This window comes from Dyella mobilis (genome assembly GCF_016904945.1).
GTDB lineage: Bacteria > Pseudomonadota > Gammaproteobacteria > Xanthomonadales > Rhodanobacteraceae > Dyella_B > Dyella_B mobilis.
In genome coordinates this window covers 740799-759245 of the sequence record NZ_JADIKF010000039.1, presented here as the reverse complement: position 1 = coordinate 759245, position 18447 = coordinate 740799, and the positions used below count along the sequence as shown (strand labels likewise).

Here is an 18447-nt window from a genome sequence, read left to right as displayed (position 1 = left end):
CGTAATTGAGTCAGGCGGCATCCGCCAAGGATGCCAGAGTTGCCAAAGCCTTGCGTAACTGCTCGCGCGCCGGCCCCTGTTCCAGCTCCACCAGCGGCAGGCGCGGCACGGCCGTTCCCAGCCCCAGGTCCGGCAATCCTGCCTTGACCGCGATCGGGTTGGGCGCACAGTTGAGCGCTTGTACCAGCGGGTCGAGTGCGGCGTGGTTGCGCGCCGTGGCGGCCCGGTCACCCGCGGCGGCCGCGTCGCACAACGCACGAAAAGCCTTGGGTACGAGATTGGCCACCACCGAGATGGTGCCTGCCGCGCCAGCGAGCATCGCCTCGCCCGCACTGGCGTCGTCGCCGGACAGATAGACGAAATCCGGCCGCACAAGTTCCGCGGACTGCCGGATGCGCTCGGCATCGCCGCGCGCCTCCTTGATGCCGACAATGGCGGGATGGTCGCGCAGCGTCGAGGTGGTTTCCGGCAACAGGTCGCAGCCGGTGCGTGAAGGCACGTTATAGAGCAGCACCGGCAGGCCGCCCTGCTCGGCCACTTCCAGGAAGTGGCGGCGCAGGCCTTCCTGCGTGGGACGCACGTAATAGGGCGCGACAACCAGCGCGACATCCGCACCCAACGCGCGCGCCCGCCTGGTGAGCGCCACCGTCTTGGCGGTGCCTGCCTCGCCGGTACCTGCGACGACCGGGATACGGCCAGCTACGCGCTCGACCGCGAAGGCCAGCAGGCGCTCGTATTCATCGTTTTCGAGCATGTGAGCTTCGCCGGTGGAGCCGGCAATGACCACCGCCTGGGTGCCGCCCGCGATCTGGAAGTCGAGCAGGCGGCCGAATGCTGCCATATCGAGCGCCCCATTCGATCCGAACGGGGTAACCAGCGCGCAGACGCTTCCGTGGATCTTCATGGCGTCATCCGCACAAAAAATGAGACCCAGCATCTTACTTGCGGGCTCGCGGGACGGGCAAGTAAGCTGGCGTATCGTTCGTCGTCATCCCGCACGACGCGGGGTCGCCAGCATCCATGTCCATCAACCCTTTTTCCGCGCGATCCAGCAACGACCACCAACTGCTGATCCAGACGCTCACGCCGGCGTCGCGCACGCCACTGTTGCTGCTGGCCCGGCGCATCGCCGATGCCGGATGCAATCTGTCCGATGCGCGGGTCTCCACGATCGGTGCCGACACCTCGCTCACGCTGCTGGCCACTGGCGCCTGGGATGCCGTGGCCAAGCTGGAAACGGCGTTGACCAAACTGGGCCGCGAAGAGGAACTGCGCCTCACCCACTACCGCACCAACCTGCGCGAGCCCAGCGGCCACCTGCTGCCCTATCTGGTGGAAGTAGTGTCGTCCGATCGCCCCGGCATCCTGGTCAAGATCGTCGATTTTTTCAGCCGCCACGACATCAGCGTGGAACAGCTCAGCTCGATGCGCTACCAGGCCATGCAGACGGGCGCCGCCATGTTCCAGGCGCAGTTCACGATCGGGGTGCCGGACAAATTGCACATCGCCGCCTTGCGCGACGATTTCCTCGAGTTCTGCGATGGCCTGAATCTGGACGCCATCATGGATCCGGTGAAGTTTTGACGCCGCTTCGCGTCGCCCCCGTGCAGGCTGTGAAGAATGCTCCGATGAAACCCGCCTGACAAGGCTGTTTCCGTCACATCACTCGCGCTAGTCTCCGCCACAGCCACAGAAAAAAGTAAGTCTGGCTTCCGGAGAACCCATGCCCGATCTCGGCAAGAAAGCCCCCAAGCTGCAAGGCGTCACCGGCGACGGCAGCACGCTGAAACTCGATTCACTGAAAGGCCAATGGGTAGTGATCTATTTCTACCCCAAGGACAGCACACCCGGCTGTACCAATGAGGCCAAAGACTTTCGCGACCTCTACCCGAAGTTCAAGAAACGCCACGCCGAAATCATCGGCGTCTCGCGCGACTCGGTGAAATCCCACGCCAATTTCGCCAGCAAGCAGGAACTGCCCTTCCCGCTGGTTTCCGATGCCGATGAAACCTGGTGCAACGCCTTCGACGTGATCCACGAAAAAGTGCTGTACGGAAAACGTCACCTGGGCGTGGTACGCAGTACCTTCCTGATCGATCCCGAGGGCAAGCTCGCCGCAGAATGGCGCGGCGTGAAAGTGCCCGGGCACGCGCAGGCAGTGCTCGACGCCATTTCCCAGGTGTGACCCCTGCGGTGATCTCCACGTATCAAGTCCCAGCCAACGTGCACGCCCCCTTCCACCTCCTGCCACGTGAGGTTCCTTCCGCATGACCGGAAGCAAGCGCATCTACGCTCTCGACACCAATGTGCTGTTGCACGATCCCACTTCACTGTTCCGCTTCGAAGAGCACGACGTCTTCATTCCGATGACGGTGCTGGAGGAGCTGGACGAAAAGAAGAAAGGCGCTTCGGAAGTCTCGCGCAACGGCCGCCAGGTCAGCCGTTTTCTCAACGAACTGATCGAACGCGGCAACGGCCACGGCATCAGCAACGGCCTGGAGTTGAGCAGCCCCGAAGGCGTTACGCTCAAGCGCGGCGCGGCGGTGGGCCGGCTGTATTTCCAGCAGCGCACCAGCAACGGGCAAGGCAAGGCGGATAACCAGATTCTCTCCGCGGTGATCGAACTGCGCGAACAGAATCCGGACCGCGCGGTGATCCTGGTCACCAAAGACATCAACCTGCGCATCAAATCCAAGATCTACGGCATCGATGCCGAAGACTACGAAAACGATCGCGCTCTCGACGATTTCGCCCTGCTCTACACCGGCTCCACCGAGCTTCCGGAAAATTTCTGGGACAAGCACCCGGAAGTGCAATCGTGGAACGAGCGCGGCCGCACTTTCTACAAGCTGGACCGCCACGACGAAGAAGACTGGTATCCCAATCAGTGCCTGTTCCTGCCCGGCGACGACAACGTGGAACTGCGCGTGCTGCACGTGGACGAGCAGCGCGTCACGCTGGTGCTATTGGACGATCACAGCCACAGCAACCACAGCGTGTGGGGCATTGCCGCGCGCAATCGCGAACAGAATTTCGCACTCAACGTGCTGATGGACCCGGATGTCGACTTCGTCACCCTGCTGGGCACCGCCGGCACCGGCAAAACCCTGCTCGCGCTGGCGGCGGGCCTGGCCCAGGTGATGGACCAGCAGCGCTATCGCGAAATCATCATGACGCGCGCCACGGTGTCGGTCGGCGAAGACATCGGCTTCCTGCCCGGCACCGAAGAGGAAAAAATGACGCCGTGGATGGGCGCGCTCACCGACAACCTCGAGGTGCTGGCCAATCCGGAAGAAGGGGGCAGCTGGGGACGCCAGGCCACCAACGATCTGCTGGCTTCGCGCATCAAGATCCGTTCGCTCAATTTCATGCGCGGACGCACGTTCCTCTCGCGCTACCTGATCATCGACGAGGCGCAAAACCTCACGCCCAAGCAGATGAAGACGCTGATCACCCGTGCCGGCCCGGGCACCAAGATCGTATGCCTGGGCAACGTGGAGCAGATCGACACGCCCTACCTGACCGAAACCACCTCGGGCCTGACCTACGCCGTCGACCGCTTCAAGCAATGGTCGCACTCGGCGCACATCACCTTGCGGCGCGGCGAACGCTCGCGGCTGGCGGATTTCGCGTCCGAAGCCTTGTAGCGCCGCAAACGAACCAAAGTGCCAGACAAGCCCACTCCACCCGTTGCCCTCACCATCGCCGGTTCCGACTCCGGGGGTGGTGCCGGCATTCAGGCCGACCTGAAAACCTTTCACGCGCACCACGTACACGGGCTGTCGGTGATCGCGGCGATCACTTCGCAGAACACGCGAGGCGTCACGGCGGTGCATCCGGTTCCGCTCGTGCACATCCGCAGCCAACTCGATGCCGTTTTCGACGACTTCCCGATCGCCGCCGTAAAAACCGGCATGCTCGGCAACGCCAGGACGGTGCAACTGGTCGCTAGCGCTTTGCGCAAACGCAAGCCGGCATGGCTGGTGGTCGACCCGGTGATGATCTCCACCAGCGGTTCGCGCCTGCTGGACGAAGATGCCATCGACGCGCTGGTGAACGAACTCATCCCGCTTGCCGACGTCCTCACTCCCAACCTGCCTGAAGCGGAAGCCCTGCTAGGCCGACCCTTACGCACGGCCAGGCAAATGGCCGACGCCGGTACCGATCTGCTCGCCATGGGCTCCGCCGGGGTGCTGCTGAAAGGCGGGCACGGGCGCGGAAGCGAGGTGACGGACCGCTACTTCGACGACCGAGGCGTCGTGGAAATCCGCCATGCCCGCCTGCCTCGCGAAGGCCACGGCACCGGCTGCACGCTGGCCTCGGCGATCGCGGCCGAGCTCGCCCTGGGCCGCGCGCCACGCTCCGCGGTGCGCCGGGCTGCCACCTATGTCCACCGGGCATTGGAACGCGGCTATCGCCCTGGCGGCGGGGCCGCTTACGTCCTGGAGCACTGAGCGCCTGCGGTAAAATCGTTGACTTGCGGCCATCCGGCCACATACTCCGACCTTGCCCAAGGTGTTATCCGAGCCGCTTTCTTGATGGATTTCCTCAGTCCCCGCTTCATCGTCCTCTACGTACTGCTGGCCTTTGCGCTATGCGTGCTGCTGGTGCATTTGCGCGGCCGTGCACGATTGCGCTTCGATCGCCAACTGGTGGACCACTCGGCCATCTTCGCGCCTTACAACCTGCTGATGTATGCGTTCTCGGCGGTGCCGGCCAGGCCGATTCTCGATCGCCGCGGCTTCCCTCAGCTGGATCTACTGCAATCCAACTGGCAGACCATTCGCGACGAAGCACTGCAACTGTTCGACGAAGGGCACATACGTGCCGCCCAGAACCACAACGACGCCAGTTTCAACAGCTTCTTCAAGCAGGGCTGGAAACGCTTTTACCTGAAGTGGTACGGCGAGCCGCTCGCCTCGGCCGAGGCGCTTTGCCCGCAAACGGTAGCCTTGCTCAAATCCATTCCCAGCGTGAAGGCAGCCATGTTCGCCACGCTGGCGCCGCACAGCCGGCTCAATCCGCACCGCGATCCCTTCGCCGGTTCGTTGCGCTACCACCTTGGACTGATCACGCCCAATTCGCGCGACTGCCGCATCTTCGTCGATGGCGAGGAGCACGCCTGGGGCGACGGCAAGGATGTGGTGTTCGACGAGACCTACGTGCACTGGGTGGAAAACAAGACCGACCAGACCCGTGTCATCCTGTTCGCCGACGTGGAGCGCCCGCTGCGCACGCGCCTGATGAACGCCATCAACCACCGCGTGGGGGCTTTCATGGGCAAGATCACCGCCTCGCCGAATACCGAATCGCCGGAAGAACAGACCGGCTTCGTCAACCGGCTGTTCGCCCTCAACCAGCGCAGCCGCGAGCGCAACCGCGCCTTCAAGAAGAAATACCCCAGGTTGTTCCGCACCGTGAAATACATCGGCATGGTGATTTTTATCTGGCTGGTATTTCTGGCCCCCTGGCCCTTCGTGCGCTGAGCAACTGTCACGAATACGCGGACTCGCGCGTCCTGGTTGCAGCTTCCCGAGGGAAATCGCCATGGATCCGCATACCGAACTGTTCCAGAAGCACCGTCCTCGCCTGCTCGGGCTGGCCTATCGCATGCTCGGTACCCCGGCCGACGCCGAGGACGTACTGCACGACGCCTGGCTGCGCTGGCACGCCCAGGACAAAGCCGGCCTGGATGACCCGGAAGCCTGGCTGGTGACGGTCACCACCCGCCTCGCGCTGGACCGCCTGCGCCACGCCAAGGTAGAGCGCGAAAGCTATACCGGCCCCTGGCTGCCCGAACCGCTGATCGAACCGGAAGAACACCCCGAGGCGAAAACCGAGCGCGCCGAAACGCTCGCCCTGTCGTTCCTGCTGATGCTGGAACGCCTTACCGCCGACGAACGCGCCGCGTTCCTGCTGCACGACGTCTTCGACTACAGCCACGCCGAAGCGGCCGGCATGCTTGGCATTACCGAAGACAGCGCACGCCAGCGCGCCCACCGTGCCAAGCAGCGGCTGCGCGACGAACGCGTGCGCTTTACCGCCAACGCGCAAACCCAGCGCCGCCTGCTGGAGCGTTTTGCCGCGGCGCTGGAACGTCCTTCCACGGAAAACCTGCGCAGCCTTTTTGCCGAAGACGCCTTGCACGTTTCCGACGGCGGCGGCCTGGCAAGAGCGGCATTGCGCCCGCTGCTCGGCGGCGAGCGCATTGCGCGCCTGTATTTCCAGGTCGCCAAACAGGAAGAAGGCCACGATGTGCGTCGACGCCTGCACGTACTGAACGGCGCCCCCGTCATGTTGACCTGGGCCGACGGACAGCTCGTCACCGCCACCTGGATCGAGTGCGACGGCGAGCGCATCGTCGCCCTGCACGCATTGCGCAACCCGCAAAAACTCGCCCGCCTGGCGGCTGTCACGAAATCGCCGGATGGTCCGTCCTTACATTGAAACGGCCAATAACGACCGCTCGATACGAGGACTTCCCCATGTCGCGTTTCTCTTATTACAACTATCCCGAAGCCCTGAAACCGCTGTTTGCGATGAAGACCCACATCGACCGCAGCGGACTGGAGAAAAATCTGGTTCACCTGGTCATGCTGCGCGCATCGCAACTCAACGGCTGCGCCTACTGCATGGACATGCACAGCAAGGAAGCCCGCGCCGACGGCGAAACCGAGCAACGCCTGTACCTGTTGCAGGCGTGGCGCGAATCGCCGTTCTACAGCGAACGCGAACGCGCGGCACTGGCCTGGTGCGAAGCCGTCACCCGGCTCGATCCCGTACGTGGCGTGCCGGACGAGGTATACGAACAGGCAAGCACACAATTCAGCGAACGCGAATTGATGGACCTCAACCTGCTGGTGATCATGATCAACGGCTGGAACCGCATTGCCGTGCCGTCGAAGACCGAACCGGGAAGTTTCAAGCCGGCAGAACGCAAGGTTGCCTGAGCCGCTGCTTCACCAGACACAAAAAAAGCCGCCCAAGGGCGGCTTTTTCTGAACCGGGAAAACTCAGGCCTTCAGGCGCTTGGCGATCGCCTCGCCGAAGCTTTGCGTGGAACCCTTGCCGCCCAGGTCCGGCGTGACGTGATCACGGTCGTTCGTCATGGTGTCGCGGATCGCCTGGCGCAGCTTGGTGCCCTTCTCCACCATGCCCAGGTGATCGAGCATGTCCGCCGCCGCCAGCAGCAGCGCACACGGATTGGCAATGCCCTTGCCGGCAATATCCGGCGCCGAGCCGTGCACGGCTTCGAAGATCGCTGCCTGCTCGCCGATGTTGTCACCCGGGGCCAGGCCCAGGCCGCCGACCAGTCCGGCGCACAGGTCGGACAGAATGTCGCCGAACAGATTGGTGGTGACGATCACGTCAAACTGTTCCGGGCGCATCACCAACTGCATGCAGGCGTTGTCCACGATCATTTCGTTGAACTCGATCTGCGGGTATTCCTTGGCGATTTCGCGCGCGACGTTGAGGAACAGGCCCGAAGCGGTCTTGATGATGTTGGCCTTGTGCACGGCCGTGACCTTCTTGCGGCCCTTCTTCACCGCCATCTCGAACGCGTAGCGCACGATGCGCGCACTGCCCTTGCGGGTATTGCGGATCATCGAGGTCGCGACTTCGCCGTCTTCGGACAGCGTCTGGCCTTCGGCCAGATACGCGCCTTCGGTGTTCTCGCGCACCGTGATGATGTCGATGTTCTCGTAGCGCGCCTTGGTGCCCGGGAAGCTGATCGCCGGACGCACGTTTGCGTAGAGGTCGAAGTGACGGCGCAGGGTCACGTTGATCGAGGTAAAGCCGCCGCCGACCGGCGTGGTCAACGGGCCCTTCAGCGCCACTTTGTGCTGGGCGATGGCATCGAGCGTGGGCTTGGGCAGCAGATCGCCGTGCTTTTCCAGCGCGATCATGCCGGCTTCGACGGTGTCGTAGCTCAGGCCGCATTCCAGCGCATCGAGCACGCGCAGCGTGGCGCTCATGATCTCCGGGCCGATACCGTCGCCCGGGATCACCGCAATGGTCTTGCTCATGGGGGAACTCCTTGGAATGAAGCAGGAAAACCGGCGCGCGGGGAGGCGGCGCCTGGTGGAAATCCGCTCAATTATCGCTGATACGCCTGTCGGCGAACAGCCCGGAGAGCCGCGGAAGCGTTGCAAATACTCGCATGCAGCATCGCTTTTATTCGAACGATGCGCCCTTCGCCTTCGCCTCCTCTCCCCCGAGGGGAGAGGGAGCAAAGCTCATGCGTGGTCACCACATGCAGCACCAGCCGCATCACCCGACTCCAGCTTGTCGAGAAAATCCACCGCGCGGCGCAGATGCGGGATCACGATCGAGCCGCCCACCACCAGCCCGACGCTGAACACTTCAAAGAACTCTTCGCGGCTGACACCCGCCTCCTTGCACTGCGCCACGTGGTAGCTGATGCAGTCGTCGCAGCGCAGCACCATGGATGCGACCAGGCCGAGCATCTCCTTGGTCTTCACGTCCAGTGCGCCGGCCTTGTAGGTCTGCGTGTCGAGCGCAAAGAAGCGGCGTACCACCTGGTTGTCTTCGCCCAGGATGCGTTCGTTCATGCGCTGGCGGAAGGCGGTGAATTCGGCCACGCGGTCCTTTTCAGCGCTCATGCGGCCTCTCCCAGCAACTGCGCCAGCTTGCCGCTGCGGTCCGCGGCGACCAGGTCGTCGTAACCGCCCACGTGCTGGTCGTTGATGAATATCTGCGGCACCGTACGGCGGCCGCCGCTGCGCTGAAGCATGGTTTCGCGCTGCGCCGGGTCGGTGTCCACGCGTACCTCCTCCCAGTTCAGGCCCTTGGCCTTCAGCAGGTTCTTGGCGGCCACGCAGTATGGGCATACCGCGCTGGAATAGACTTCGATCTTGGGCATTGCGAAACTCCGAAATTACTTGCGCCTTAAATGGCGATTACGGCCTTTAAAAACAAGCCGTTTGATGCTGAACTGCAACCTTCTGGAAAGGTCTCAGCTGCTATTGTGATTGATCTATGACCATGGCACCACGACACCTTCGTAAACACCTGCTGACTGCCCTGGTGCTGGCCGCGCTCACGTTCGCCGCCAGCGCCCAGGACAAGCCCGACGATATCCGCCTGCCCGACCTGGGCAGCTCGGCCAACGCGCTGATTTCGCCGCAGGAGGCGCAGGACTACGGCGCCATGATGCTGCAGCAGATGCGCGCGCTCGACATGGTCGTGGACGACCCGCTGTTGGACGACTACATCAACAACCTCGGCTTCCGCCTGGTGGCCAATTCGGCCAAGCCGAAGGATCACTTCGCCTTCTTCATCGCCAAGGATCCGGTGATCAACGCGTTCTCGGCGCCGGGCGGCTACATCGGCATCAATTCCGGCCTGCTCGTCATCACCCGCAACGAAGACGAGCTTGCAGCCGTGATGGCGCACGAAATCGGCCACATCACGCAAAACCATCTGCAGCGCGCCTACGAATCGGCCAAGAAGGACACCCCGCTGATGGCGCTGGTGGCGCTGGGCGCGATCGCCGCCGGCGGCGCCGCCGGTGGGCAGGCCGCCGCGGCCGCGTTGCTGGGCGGCCAGGGCGCGATCATGCAGAAGGAAATCAACTTCACCCGCAAGGACGAGGCCGAAGCCGACCGCACCGGCATCATGACCTTGTCCAAGGCCGGCTTCGATCCGAACGCGATGGCAAATTTCTTCCAGCGCATGGAAGACGTGCAAAGCGCCGACTCCGGCGGCATCAACGTACCGTCGCTGCTGCAGGACCACCCGGTGACGGCCCAGCGCATCGCCGATGCCAAATCCCGTGCCGGTGCCTTGATCGCCGAACAGAAGTCGCAACCCAGCGGCAGCCTGCTCGACAAAAAGAGCTGGTCGCAGCAGACCGCCCCGATCGCCTACGTGAAGGACCCCACCACCCTGCTCGCGTCCGACAGCGCCGCCCCGGGCCCGAACAACTACCTGCTGATGCGCGAGCGCGTACGGGTATTGTCCGATGATCCGTTCCGCGCGAGCGCCTACTACGGCGCGCTGCTCTCCCGCCAGGACGGCAGCAACAAGACACCCGAAAACCTCTACGGCTACGCCCTTGCCCTGACCCGCTGCGGGCAAGGGGCCAAGGCGGTTTCGCAATTGCAGCCGCTGCTGGAAAAATATCCCGACAACCTGGTCCTGCGCCTGGCCATGGCCGACGCGCGCTACCAGGCCGGGGAGCGCGCCGCCGCGCTCGCCCTTTACAGCACCCTCAATACGCAGTCGCCGCGCAACAAGGCGATCGGCGTGGCCTATGCCCATGCGCTGACCGTAGGGGGCTCAAAAGCCCAGGCATCCCAGGCCGCCGACATGCTGCGCCCGATGCTTGAGGATACCGACGAGCCCGACCTGTTCACCGCCTACGCCAAGGCCAGTGAAAAAGCCGGGGACAGCGTTCGGGCCGGCGAGGCCTACGCCCAGGCGAGCTACCTGTCGGGCCGGCCGTTCGACGCCATGGAGCAGCTCAAGACGCTGCTCAAGCGCGGCGACCTGGATTACTACGCCCGGGCCCGCATCCAGGCCCACATCGCCGAACTCACCCCCCTGGTGATGGAGCTGCGCAAGCGCCGGGTGGCCACCGACGACAACCCGGATGGCAACAACCAGGGCCAGCAGCAACTGGACTCGAACGGCGTCTGTAGTGGCAAACTCTGCTTCGGCCTGGGCAATGGCAGGCCCTGATGTGAGTTAATTTTTCAGATTGGGACGGCTTTTTCACACACTGTCATTGCCGCGTAACATTTCGCCGCTGCAATATTTGCGTCATAGGCCACCCTAATCGGACTTAGCGTGCACAAACGCATCCTCATTGTTGAAGACGAAGCCTCCATCCGCGACATGGTCGCCTTCGCCCTGCGCAAGGCCGGAATGGATACCGCGCAGGCCGCCGATGCACGCACCGCCCAGATGTCCATCGCCGAACAGGTGCCTGACCTGATCCTGCTCGACTGGATGCTCCCGGGCACCAGCGGCCTGGATCTGGCCCGCCGCCTGCGCAAGGAGGAGCTGAGCCGCGAAGTGCCGATCATCATGCTCACCGCGCGCGGCGAAGAAATGGACCGTGTGAACGGCCTGGAAGCCGGCGTGGACGACTACGTAGTCAAGCCCTTCTCCACCCGCGAGCTGATCGCCCGCATCAAGGCCGTGCTGCGCCGCAGCCAGGGCGACGACGGTTCGGGCATGGTCGAGCTGGGCCGCCTGCGCATCGACGGCCCTGCGCACCGCGTGTTCGCCGGCGACGAGCCGGTGCCGATCGGCCCCACCGAATACCGCTTGCTGTACTTCTTCATGACCCACCCGGAACGCGTCTATTCACGCGCCCAGTTGCTCGACCACGTCTGGGGCGGCAGCGTGTACGTGGAGGAACGCACCGTCGACGTGCACATCCGCCGCCTGCGCAAGACGCTCGAGCCGTGGAAGCTCGAGGACATGGTGCAGACGGTGCGCGGCGCGGGCTACCGATTCTCAGCCAGTCCTTGATACCGGGGATCGAGAATAGGGAGTCGGGAATGGTAAAAAGCGGCAACCCGAAGCGCTTTCACCTCTTCCGGCTCAAGCCGCCCTATTCCTGTTGATGCCCACCATGCCCGCAACCCAGAGCACCTGGAAACTTCCTCTTCTGCTGACTATCTGCCTCGTCGCAGGCGGTCTGGCCGGCTGGTTCGCCGGTGGCCACGTGGCCACCGGTGTGGCACTGGTCGCTGTCGCAGAGATTGTCTTGCTGCTGACGCAGTTGCGTCACATTGCTAAGTCCATGATGAGCTCGCGTTCCCCCTCCCCCTATGTTGACCCCGATCAACCCCGGCATGACCGATTCATGATGCGCTCCCGACGCCTAGCCGCCAATCTGCACGATCTGCGCCGCGCCGCCGGCAGCCTGCCGGACGCCATCGTTCTGCTCGACCAGGACCAGCACGTTCGCTGGTTCAACCACGCCGCCGAAAGCCTGCTCGGCCTGCGCCGCCCGCAGGACCGCGGCGTGCTGCTGAAAGACAAACTGCACAATTCGGAACTGGCCGGCTGGCTGCAGGAAGCCTCGCCCGAACCGTTGAACGATGTCAGCGCCCCGGGCCAGCCCAGCCGCCACATCAATGTGACGCTGCTGCCTTTCGGCCAGCGCCAGCGCCTGCTGCTGGCACGCGACATCAGCCACATGTCGCGCCTGGAGCAGATCCGCCGCGATTTCGTGGCGAATGTTTCGCACGAGTTGCGCACGCCGCTTACCGTCATCCACGGCTACCTGGAATTGCTCGATCCTGAAGACGTGCCGCATCTGGCTCCGGTACTCAGCGAAATGCGCGCGCAATCCAAGCGCATGGGGCAGATCGTCGAAGACCTGCTCACGCTGTCGCGCCTGGAAACACAGGATCACGTCGGCGAAGAGCGCGTGCCGATGGCGCCGCTGCTTGCCACCTTGCGCAAAGAAGCCGAAGCGCTCAGCCAGGGACGCCACAGCGTGACGGTCGAATCCAGCGCCGAACTGGATTTGCTCGGCTCGCCCAAAGACCTGCACAGCGCGCTGTCCAACCTGGTCAGCAATGCCGTGCGCTACACCCCCACGGGCGGACGCATCACCATCCGCTGGGAGCGTACGGCCGAAGGCGCCAATTATTCGGTGATCGACACCGGATACGGCATTCCCGCCGATCACCTCTCACGCCTCACCGAACGCTTCTACCGCGTGTCGTCCAGCCGATCGCGCGACAGCGGCGGCACCGGACTGGGGCTGTCCATCGTCAAGCACGTGCTGAGCCTGCACCAAGCGCGCCTGGATATCCGCAGCACGCCAGGCCAGGGCTCCACCTTTACCTGCTGTTTCGGCCGCGAGCGGCTGCTGGCACCGGAAATACACGAAAGCCGGTCGCTGGAAAACCAGTGACGAGCGGTACGTCGGCAGGTTGGGTTACCCCGGACTTGATCCGGGGGTAACCCAACAAATGCGGCGATCTACGCAGCAAAACTACGAAATGCGGCCCGGCCGCCCTGATTACAGAACGTTGAACGGATTCTTACAAATTCATAGCCGCAGCGGCGCACGTGAGTAAGAATGGGCGGATGCCACGCCGCCAAGCCATTCATCCCGTCGTTCCTGCAACGCCCCAGCCCGAGCTGTTCCTCAACCGCGAACTGGGCGCGCTCGAATTCAACTTCCGCGTCCTCGCGCAAGCCCGCGATTCGAGCTTGCCGCTGTTGGAACGTCTGCGTTACCTCAGCATCGTTGCCAGCAACCTCGATGAGTTCTTCGAGGTGCGCGTGGCGATGCTCAAGCAGCGTCACCAGATCGGCTCCGCCATCACCGGGCCGGACGGCATGGCTTCGGGCGAACTGCTGACACACATTCGCCAGCGCGTGCTCGACCTGGTCAGCGCACAATACGCAACCTGGCAAGACGAGCTCGGCCCGGCGCTGGTCGCCGAGAATATCCACTTCCTCACGCGCAAGCAGTGGACCACGCGCCAGCGGCGCTGGCTGCAAGGCTATTTCGAAAACGAAGTGCTGCCGGTGCTGTCGCCGCTCGGCCTCGATCCGGCCCATCCCTTCCCGCGCATCCTCAACAAGACGCTCAATATCGCAGTGGTGTTGCAAGGCCGCGATGCCTTCGGCCACGAAGGACACATGGCGCTGGTGCGCGCACCACGTTCGCTGCCGCGCATCATCCGGATTCCCGATGAAGTCAGCGGCCAGGGCGATCACTTCGTATTCCTGGCGGAGCTGCTGCAGGCCTTCGTCGACGCGATGTTCCCCGGCTTCAAGGTGGCCGGCGCCTACCAGTTCCGCGTCACTCGCAATAGCGAGCTGATCGTGGAGGAGGAAGTCGACAACCTTGCACGCGCCCTGAGCGAAGAGTTGATCGGCCGCGGTTACGCACGTCCGGTGCGGCTGGAAATCGGCAATGACTGCCCGGCATCGATCGTCTCCATGCTGATCAGCAACTTCCAACTGGAAGACACCGACGTCTATCGCTGCGACGGTCCGGTCAACATCATCCGCCTGGGCCTGATCTACGACGAAATCGATCGCCCCAACCTGAAATTCCCGCGCTTCACGCCCGCCATGCCGGCCGTATTCGGCAACGGCAAGAAGAAGATGTTCGATACGCTCAGCCAGCGCGACATCCTGCTGCACCATCCGTATGAATCGTTCACCACCGTGATCGACCTGCTGCGCGAAGCTGCACAGGATCCGGACGTGCTGGCGATCAAGCAGACGCTCTACCGCGCAGGCAAGGACACGCCGCTGGTCGACTTGCTGGTGGAAGCGGCGCGCAACGGCAAGGACGTCACCGTGGTGATCGAACTGCGCGCGCGCTTCGACGAAGAAGCCAACATCCGGCTGGCCGAACGCCTGCAGGAAGCCGGCGTGCAGGTCGTATACGGCGTGGTCGGCTTCAAGACGCACGCCAAGATGATGCTGATCGTGCGCCGCGAAGACGGCCATCTGCGGCGCTACGTGCATCTTTCAACCGGCAACTATCACCAGGCCAACAGCCGCCTGTATACCGATATCGGCCTGATGACCGCCCACCCGGAGATCGGCGAAGACCTGCACAAGGTCTTCCAGCAATTGTCCGGACTCGGGCCCTCGATCAGTCTCAAGCGTCTGCTGCATTCGCCCTTCACGCTCTACAGGAGCGTGATCGAAAAGATCGAGCGGGAGGCCGCTTTTGCGCGCAGCGGTCGTCCGGCGCGCATCGTGGCCAAGCTCAATGCGCTGAACGAGACCCACGTCATCGAAGCCCTGTATGCGGCCGCCCAGGCCGGCGTGGAAATCGACCTGATCGTCCGCGGCGCCTGCACCTTGCGCCCCGGCCTGCCGGGCGTTTCCGAGCGCATCCGCGTGCGCTCCATCGTCGGGCGCTTTCTCGAACACAGCCGCGTGTACTGGTTCGAGAACGGCGGCGAGCCGGAACTCTACTGCGCCAGCGCGGACTGGATGGAGCGCAACCTGATGCGCCGCATCGAGGTGGCCTTCCCCATTCTCGAGCCGACGCTTGCCCGCCGCGTCTACGAAGAGACGCTGGCCAATTATCTGTCCGACAACACGCAAGCCTGGTTGCTGGACAGCCAAGGACAGTACACGCGCGCCACACCCGGCGACCTTCCGCCGCACTCGGCGCAGGAAACGCTGCTCGCCTGCCTGAGCGGTACCAATCTCGCAACATCGACCGGCAATTGATGTTGGCCGCGCACACGAGCATGCGAAAATGCGGCGCGTCATCTGAGCTATCCTCGGATTTCAAACTCGACCCATCCGCTTGCCTCCCGGCACAAGGGAAGTGAACGCCTTGAACAGAGCATTCCTATGAGCCTCGGCGACCCGATGCAAATCAAGGATGGCGAGCTGATGGCCGCCGTCGATATCGGCTCAAACAGTTTCCACATGGTCGTTGCGCGCATGGAGCACGGCGAACCGCGTGTCATCGATCGCCTGCGCGAGACCGTGCGCATGGCGGCCGGCCTGCGTGCGGACGGCACCCTCGATGCCGAGCACCGCGCCCGCGCGCTCAACTGCCTGGCCAAGTTCGGTCAGCGCATTGCCGGCATCCCCACCATGCGCGTGCGCGCCGTGGCCACCAACTCGGTGCGCCGGCTGGCATCGCCGCAGGCATTTCTCACCGCCGCCGAAGCCGAGCTCGGGCATCCGGTGGAGGTGGTCTCCGGCCGTGAGGAAGGCCGCCTGATCTTTCTGGGCGTGGCCCACGATCTGTCCGCCTCGCGCGAGCCGCGCCTGGTCATCGACATCGGTGGCGGCAGCACCGAATTCATCATCGGCCGCGGGCTGGCACCGCTGCATACCGAAAGCGTGCAGGTCGGCTGCATCGCGTCCACCCAGCGCTTCTTTCCGGGCGGCAAGCTGACGCGCAAGCGCTGGCAGCGCGCGCGCGACGAAATCGGCGTACTGCTGCAGCAGTTTTCCGAGGAATACCTGGAAGCCGGCTGGACCGATGCCTATGGTTCCTCCGGCAGCGCCAAGGCGATCGGTGCGGTGGTGCAGGCGATGAAACTGTCCGACCACGGCGTCACGCTGGCATCCATCACCACCCTGCGCGACGCCATGCTCGAGCAAGGACAGATCAGCACGCTCAAGCTGCCCGGGCTGGCCGAAGAACGCGCTCCCGTGTTCGCCGGCGCGATGGTCATTTTCGAGGCAGCCTTCACCGCGCTCGGCATCCAGCGCCTGCAGGTGTGCGAAAGCTCGATGCGCGAAGGCCTGTTGTGGGACCTGATCGGCCGCGCCGGTGGCAGCGATCCGCGCACGGCCAGCATCGATGCACTGGCCAATCGCTACGGCGTGGACCGCGCCCAGGCGCGCCGCGTCGAGTCCACCGCGCTGGTGCTGTTCGACCAGATCGCCGCCAACTGGAAGCTCGATGCAGAAGCGCGCGAATGGCTGTCCTGGGCCGCTCGCGTGCACGAGATCGGCCTGGCCATCGCGCACAGCCAGTACCACCACCACGGTGCCTACATTTTGCGCAATGCCGACCTGGCCGGCTTTTCCAAGCAGGAACAGCATCTGCTGGCCGCCATCGTGCAAGCGCATCGCCGCAAGCCGGACAAGGCCACCTTCTCCACCCTGCCCCAGCGCTACCGGCAATTGGCCAAATACATCACGGCGCTGCTGCGCCTGGCCGTGCTGTTCCGTCGCGCACGACGCGCGGAGTCCATTCCACCGCTGCACCTCACCGCCACCAGCCAGCGGCTCAACCTGCTGCTGCCGTCCGGATGGCTGGACCAGCATCCGCTCAGCCAGGCCGACCTCGAACAGGAAGTCACGCCGATGTCCGAACTGGGGCTGGGGTTGACGCTGTCGGCGGCATGAGCCGGACATCGAGAACGAAGAATCGGAAATCGCGAAGGGCCCCACGCGCCCTGTCTTGGCAACTCCCCACTCCCGTTGCTCGATTCCCTGTCGTTTAAGCCACAGCGCCTCCCGGCCGCGTATCATGGGCGGATGTCTATGCCGCGCCACCCGACCGTCATGCCCAAGCATCTGCTGACCGCCCTCTTTCTGCTCGCCGCCCCGTTGGCCAGCGCACAGACCGCCAAGCCGGCGGCAACCGCGCAGGCTCCCGCGGCAGATAGTCCGACGGTGGTGCTGCATACCTCGCAGGGCGACATCACCATGCAGCTCTTCGCGGACAAGTCGCCCAAGAGCGTGGCCAACTTTCTACGCTACGTGCACGAAGGCTTTTACGCCGGCACGGTTTTTCACCGCGCGATTCCCGGTTACCTGATCCAGGGCGGCCTCTATACCAAGGATCTGCAGCCGCGCCGCACGCACTCGCCCGTACCCAGCGAAGCGGACAACGGCCTATCCAACCTGCGCGGCACCGTGGCCGTGGCACGCGGTGCCGATCCGAACTCCGGCACTTCGCAGTTCTTCATCAATCTGGTGGACGATCGTCGCCTGGATTACGTCGGCAACCAGAGCGGCTTGACCTGGGGCTATACGGTGTTCGGCAAAGTGGTCAAGGGCATGGATGTGGTGGACAAGATCGCCGCACTCCCGACGCGCGGCCAAGGCCCGTTTGCCGCCGACGTGCCCAATCCGCCGGTCATCATCGAAAGCGTCAATGTCGAGGGCGAAGCGGTACCCGCCGCACCCGCTGCTGGCAACGATTCGCACAAGTCCCCATGAGCACGCTGTTCATCGCCGACCTGCACCTCGACGACAGCCGCCCCCACATCACTTCGTTGTTTGAGCACTACCTCGCCAGCGACGAAGTTCGCCGTGCCCAGGCGCTGTATATCCTGGGCGACCTGGTAGAAGCGTGGATTGGCGACGACGACGACGACGACCTGCCGCAGCGCATTGCACGGGCAACCCGCGCCGTGCGCGATGCCGGCATTCCCGTGTACTTCATGGTCGGCAACCGGGACTTCCTGCTTGGCGAAGCCTTTGCCGAACGCGCCGGTTTCACCCTGCTCGACGACGGCACCGTGCACGATCTCTACGGCACGCCGACCCTGCTGATGCATGGCGACGCACTGTGCACCGACGACGTCGCCTATCAGGCAGTGCGCCGCAACGTGCGCACCCCCGAATGGAAAGCCCAGATCCTTTCGATGCCACTGGAAGCGCGGCGCGCATTTGCCGCCAAGGCGCGCGAAGACAGCCGCGCGCATACCGGCAGCACGCAGGAAACCATCATGGATGTGAATGCCGCTGCCGTTGCCCAAGCCATGCACGACGCCGGCACCCTGCACCTGATTCACGGCCACACGCATCGCCCCGCTGTGCACCATTTCGATCTGGACGGCCAAGCGGCCGAACGCATCGTGCTTGGCGACTGGTACGATCAGGGTTCGGTCCTGCAAATCGGCCCCGAAAGCCGCGAATTGAAGGCACTCCGGGAATAAATCGTGCCAACCTGGGCCTATCCAGGTTTTAGCAGTCCATTTGCGGTTACTGCATCACATTCCG

General features: G+C 63.9%; 18 protein-coding genes. 14 read left to right on the top strand and 4 right to left on the bottom strand.

Annotated features, from left to right (window positions below; all coding sequences use genetic code 11):
- Positions 1 to 10: 10 nt before the first annotated feature.
- Complete coding sequence (gene dapA, locus ISS99_RS14455) at positions 11 to 904, bottom strand: 4-hydroxy-tetrahydrodipicolinate synthase (RefSeq protein ID WP_204632296.1); 894 nt, start codon at positions 902 to 904, stop codon at positions 11 to 13.
- 116 nt (positions 905 to 1020) lie between these two features.
- Here dapA and ISS99_RS14450 point away from each other — a divergent pair, with 116 nt between their 5' ends.
- The 7 genes from ISS99_RS14450 (at position 1021) to ISS99_RS14420 (ending at position 6950) form a co-directional block, all read left to right on the top strand.
- Entirely contained in the window at positions 1021 to 1584 is a 564-nt protein-coding gene (locus ISS99_RS14450) for a glycine cleavage system transcriptional repressor (RefSeq protein WP_204632295.1), read from the top strand.
- Between the two features lie 139 nt (positions 1585 to 1723).
- Positions 1724 to 2185, top strand: coding sequence for a peroxiredoxin (locus ISS99_RS14445; RefSeq protein ID WP_204632294.1), 462 nt, complete (start codon positions 1724 to 1726; stop codon positions 2183 to 2185).
- Positions 2186 to 2267: 82 nt separating this feature from the next.
- Entirely contained in the window at positions 2268 to 3647 is a 1380-nt protein-coding gene (locus ISS99_RS14440; protein WP_204632293.1) for a PhoH family protein, read from the top strand.
- 18 nt (positions 3648 to 3665) lie between these two features.
- Complete coding sequence (thiD, locus tag ISS99_RS14435; RefSeq protein ID WP_204632292.1) at positions 3666 to 4454, top strand: bifunctional hydroxymethylpyrimidine kinase/phosphomethylpyrimidine kinase; 789 nt, start codon at positions 3666 to 3668, stop codon at positions 4452 to 4454.
- 108 nt (positions 4455 to 4562) lie between these two features.
- The gene (locus tag ISS99_RS14430; RefSeq protein WP_284343746.1) at positions 4563 to 5486 is read left to right on the top strand and encodes an aspartyl/asparaginyl beta-hydroxylase domain-containing protein; all 924 of its coding nucleotides are present in this window, start codon (positions 4563 to 4565) and stop codon (positions 5484 to 5486) included.
- Positions 5487 to 5547: 61 nt separating this feature from the next.
- A complete protein-coding gene (gene sigJ, locus ISS99_RS14425) occupies positions 5548 to 6447 on the top strand; it encodes an RNA polymerase sigma factor SigJ (protein ID WP_204632290.1) in 900 nt (299 codons plus the stop codon).
- A 38-nt stretch (positions 6448 to 6485) separates the two neighbouring features.
- On the top strand, positions 6486 to 6950 hold the full coding sequence (locus ISS99_RS14420; protein WP_204632289.1) for a carboxymuconolactone decarboxylase family protein: 465 nt from the start codon (positions 6486 to 6488) through the stop codon (positions 6948 to 6950).
- A 63-nt stretch (positions 6951 to 7013) separates the two neighbouring features.
- On the opposite strand, the gene ISS99_RS14415 is transcribed toward ISS99_RS14420, so the two are convergent.
- The 3 genes from ISS99_RS14415 to grxC all read right to left on the bottom strand — a co-directional run bounded on the left by ISS99_RS14415 (position 7014) and on the right by grxC (position 8884).
- Complete coding sequence (locus tag ISS99_RS14415) at positions 7014 to 8027, bottom strand: isocitrate dehydrogenase (protein ID WP_204632288.1); 1014 nt, start codon at positions 8025 to 8027, stop codon at positions 7014 to 7016.
- Between the two features lie 210 nt (positions 8028 to 8237).
- A complete protein-coding gene (locus tag ISS99_RS14410; protein WP_204632287.1) occupies positions 8238 to 8624 on the bottom strand; it encodes a carboxymuconolactone decarboxylase family protein in 387 nt (128 codons plus the stop codon).
- A complete protein-coding gene (gene grxC / locus ISS99_RS14405; protein ID WP_204632286.1) occupies positions 8621 to 8884 on the bottom strand; it encodes a glutaredoxin 3 in 264 nt (87 codons plus the stop codon). Before grxC ends, ISS99_RS14410 begins: the two co-directional genes overlap by 4 nt.
- A gap of 116 nt (positions 8885 to 9000) precedes the next feature.
- On the opposite strand from grxC, the gene ISS99_RS14400 reads away from it, so the two are divergent.
- The 7 genes from ISS99_RS14400 (at position 9001) to ISS99_RS14370 (ending at position 18383) form a co-directional block, all read left to right on the top strand.
- The gene (locus tag ISS99_RS14400) at positions 9001 to 10704 is read left to right on the top strand and encodes a M48 family metalloprotease (protein WP_204632285.1); all 1704 of its coding nucleotides are present in this window, start codon (positions 9001 to 9003) and stop codon (positions 10702 to 10704) included.
- A gap of 108 nt (positions 10705 to 10812) precedes the next feature.
- Complete coding sequence (gene phoB / locus ISS99_RS14395; RefSeq protein ID WP_115476890.1) at positions 10813 to 11502, top strand: phosphate regulon transcriptional regulator PhoB; 690 nt, start codon at positions 10813 to 10815, stop codon at positions 11500 to 11502.
- Positions 11503 to 11605: 103 nt separating this feature from the next.
- A complete protein-coding gene (gene phoR, locus ISS99_RS14390) occupies positions 11606 to 12901 on the top strand; it encodes a phosphate regulon sensor histidine kinase PhoR (protein ID WP_204632284.1) in 1296 nt (431 codons plus the stop codon).
- 176 nt (positions 12902 to 13077) lie between these two features.
- On the top strand, positions 13078 to 15198 hold the full coding sequence (ppk1, locus tag ISS99_RS14385) for a polyphosphate kinase 1 (protein WP_204632283.1): 2121 nt from the start codon (positions 13078 to 13080) through the stop codon (positions 15196 to 15198).
- Between the two features lie 126 nt (positions 15199 to 15324).
- A complete protein-coding gene (locus ISS99_RS14380; RefSeq protein WP_204632282.1) occupies positions 15325 to 16842 on the top strand; it encodes a Ppx/GppA phosphatase family protein in 1518 nt (505 codons plus the stop codon).
- Between the two features lie 159 nt (positions 16843 to 17001).
- Positions 17002 to 17661: a peptidylprolyl isomerase gene (locus ISS99_RS14375; RefSeq protein ID WP_239538046.1), complete on the top strand. Its 660-nt coding sequence runs from the start codon at positions 17002 to 17004 to the stop codon at positions 17659 to 17661.
- On the top strand, positions 17658 to 18383 hold the full coding sequence (locus ISS99_RS14370) for a UDP-2,3-diacylglucosamine diphosphatase (protein ID WP_204632281.1): 726 nt from the start codon (positions 17658 to 17660) through the stop codon (positions 18381 to 18383). The genes ISS99_RS14375 and ISS99_RS14370 overlap by 4 nt, the downstream gene beginning before the upstream one ends.
- Positions 18384 to 18447 lie beyond the last annotated feature (64 nt).

Excerpts from the sequence above, each read along its gene's own strand:
- sigJ (WP_204632290.1), top strand. The coding sequence starts at position 5,548 with ATGGATCCGCATACCGAACTGTTCCAGAAGCACCGTCCTCGCCTGCTC.
- ISS99_RS14380 (WP_204632282.1), top strand. The coding sequence starts at position 15,325 with ATGAGCCTCGGCGACCCGATGCAAATCAAGGATGGCGAGCTGATGGCC.
- ppk1 (WP_204632283.1), top strand. The coding sequence starts at position 13,078 with ATGCCACGCCGCCAAGCCATTCATCCCGTCGTTCCTGCAACGCCCCAG.
- ISS99_RS14400 (WP_204632285.1), top strand. The coding sequence starts at position 9,001 with ATGACCATGGCACCACGACACCTTCGTAAACACCTGCTGACTGCCCTG.
- ISS99_RS14420 (WP_204632289.1), top strand. The coding sequence starts at position 6,486 with ATGTCGCGTTTCTCTTATTACAACTATCCCGAAGCCCTGAAACCGCTG.
- ISS99_RS14445 (WP_204632294.1), top strand. The coding sequence starts at position 1,724 with ATGCCCGATCTCGGCAAGAAAGCCCCCAAGCTGCAAGGCGTCACCGGC.
- grxC (WP_204632286.1), bottom strand. The coding sequence starts at position 8,884 with ATGCCCAAGATCGAAGTCTATTCCAGCGCGGTATGCCCATACTGCGTG.
- ISS99_RS14440 (WP_204632293.1), top strand. The coding sequence starts at position 2,268 with ATGACCGGAAGCAAGCGCATCTACGCTCTCGACACCAATGTGCTGTTG.
- ISS99_RS14410 (WP_204632287.1), bottom strand. The coding sequence starts at position 8,624 with ATGAGCGCTGAAAAGGACCGCGTGGCCGAATTCACCGCCTTCCGCCAG.
- dapA (WP_204632296.1), bottom strand. The coding sequence starts at position 904 with ATGAAGATCCACGGAAGCGTCTGCGCGCTGGTTACCCCGTTCGGATCG.
- ISS99_RS14450 (WP_204632295.1), top strand. The coding sequence starts at position 1,021 with ATGTCCATCAACCCTTTTTCCGCGCGATCCAGCAACGACCACCAACTG.
- ISS99_RS14375 (WP_239538046.1), top strand. The coding sequence starts at position 17,002 with ATGCCCAAGCATCTGCTGACCGCCCTCTTTCTGCTCGCCGCCCCGTTG.
- ISS99_RS14415 (WP_204632288.1), bottom strand. The coding sequence starts at position 8,027 with ATGAGCAAGACCATTGCGGTGATCCCGGGCGACGGTATCGGCCCGGAG.
- ISS99_RS14370 (WP_204632281.1), top strand. The coding sequence starts at position 17,658 with ATGAGCACGCTGTTCATCGCCGACCTGCACCTCGACGACAGCCGCCCC.
- phoR (WP_204632284.1), top strand. The coding sequence starts at position 11,606 with ATGCCCGCAACCCAGAGCACCTGGAAACTTCCTCTTCTGCTGACTATC.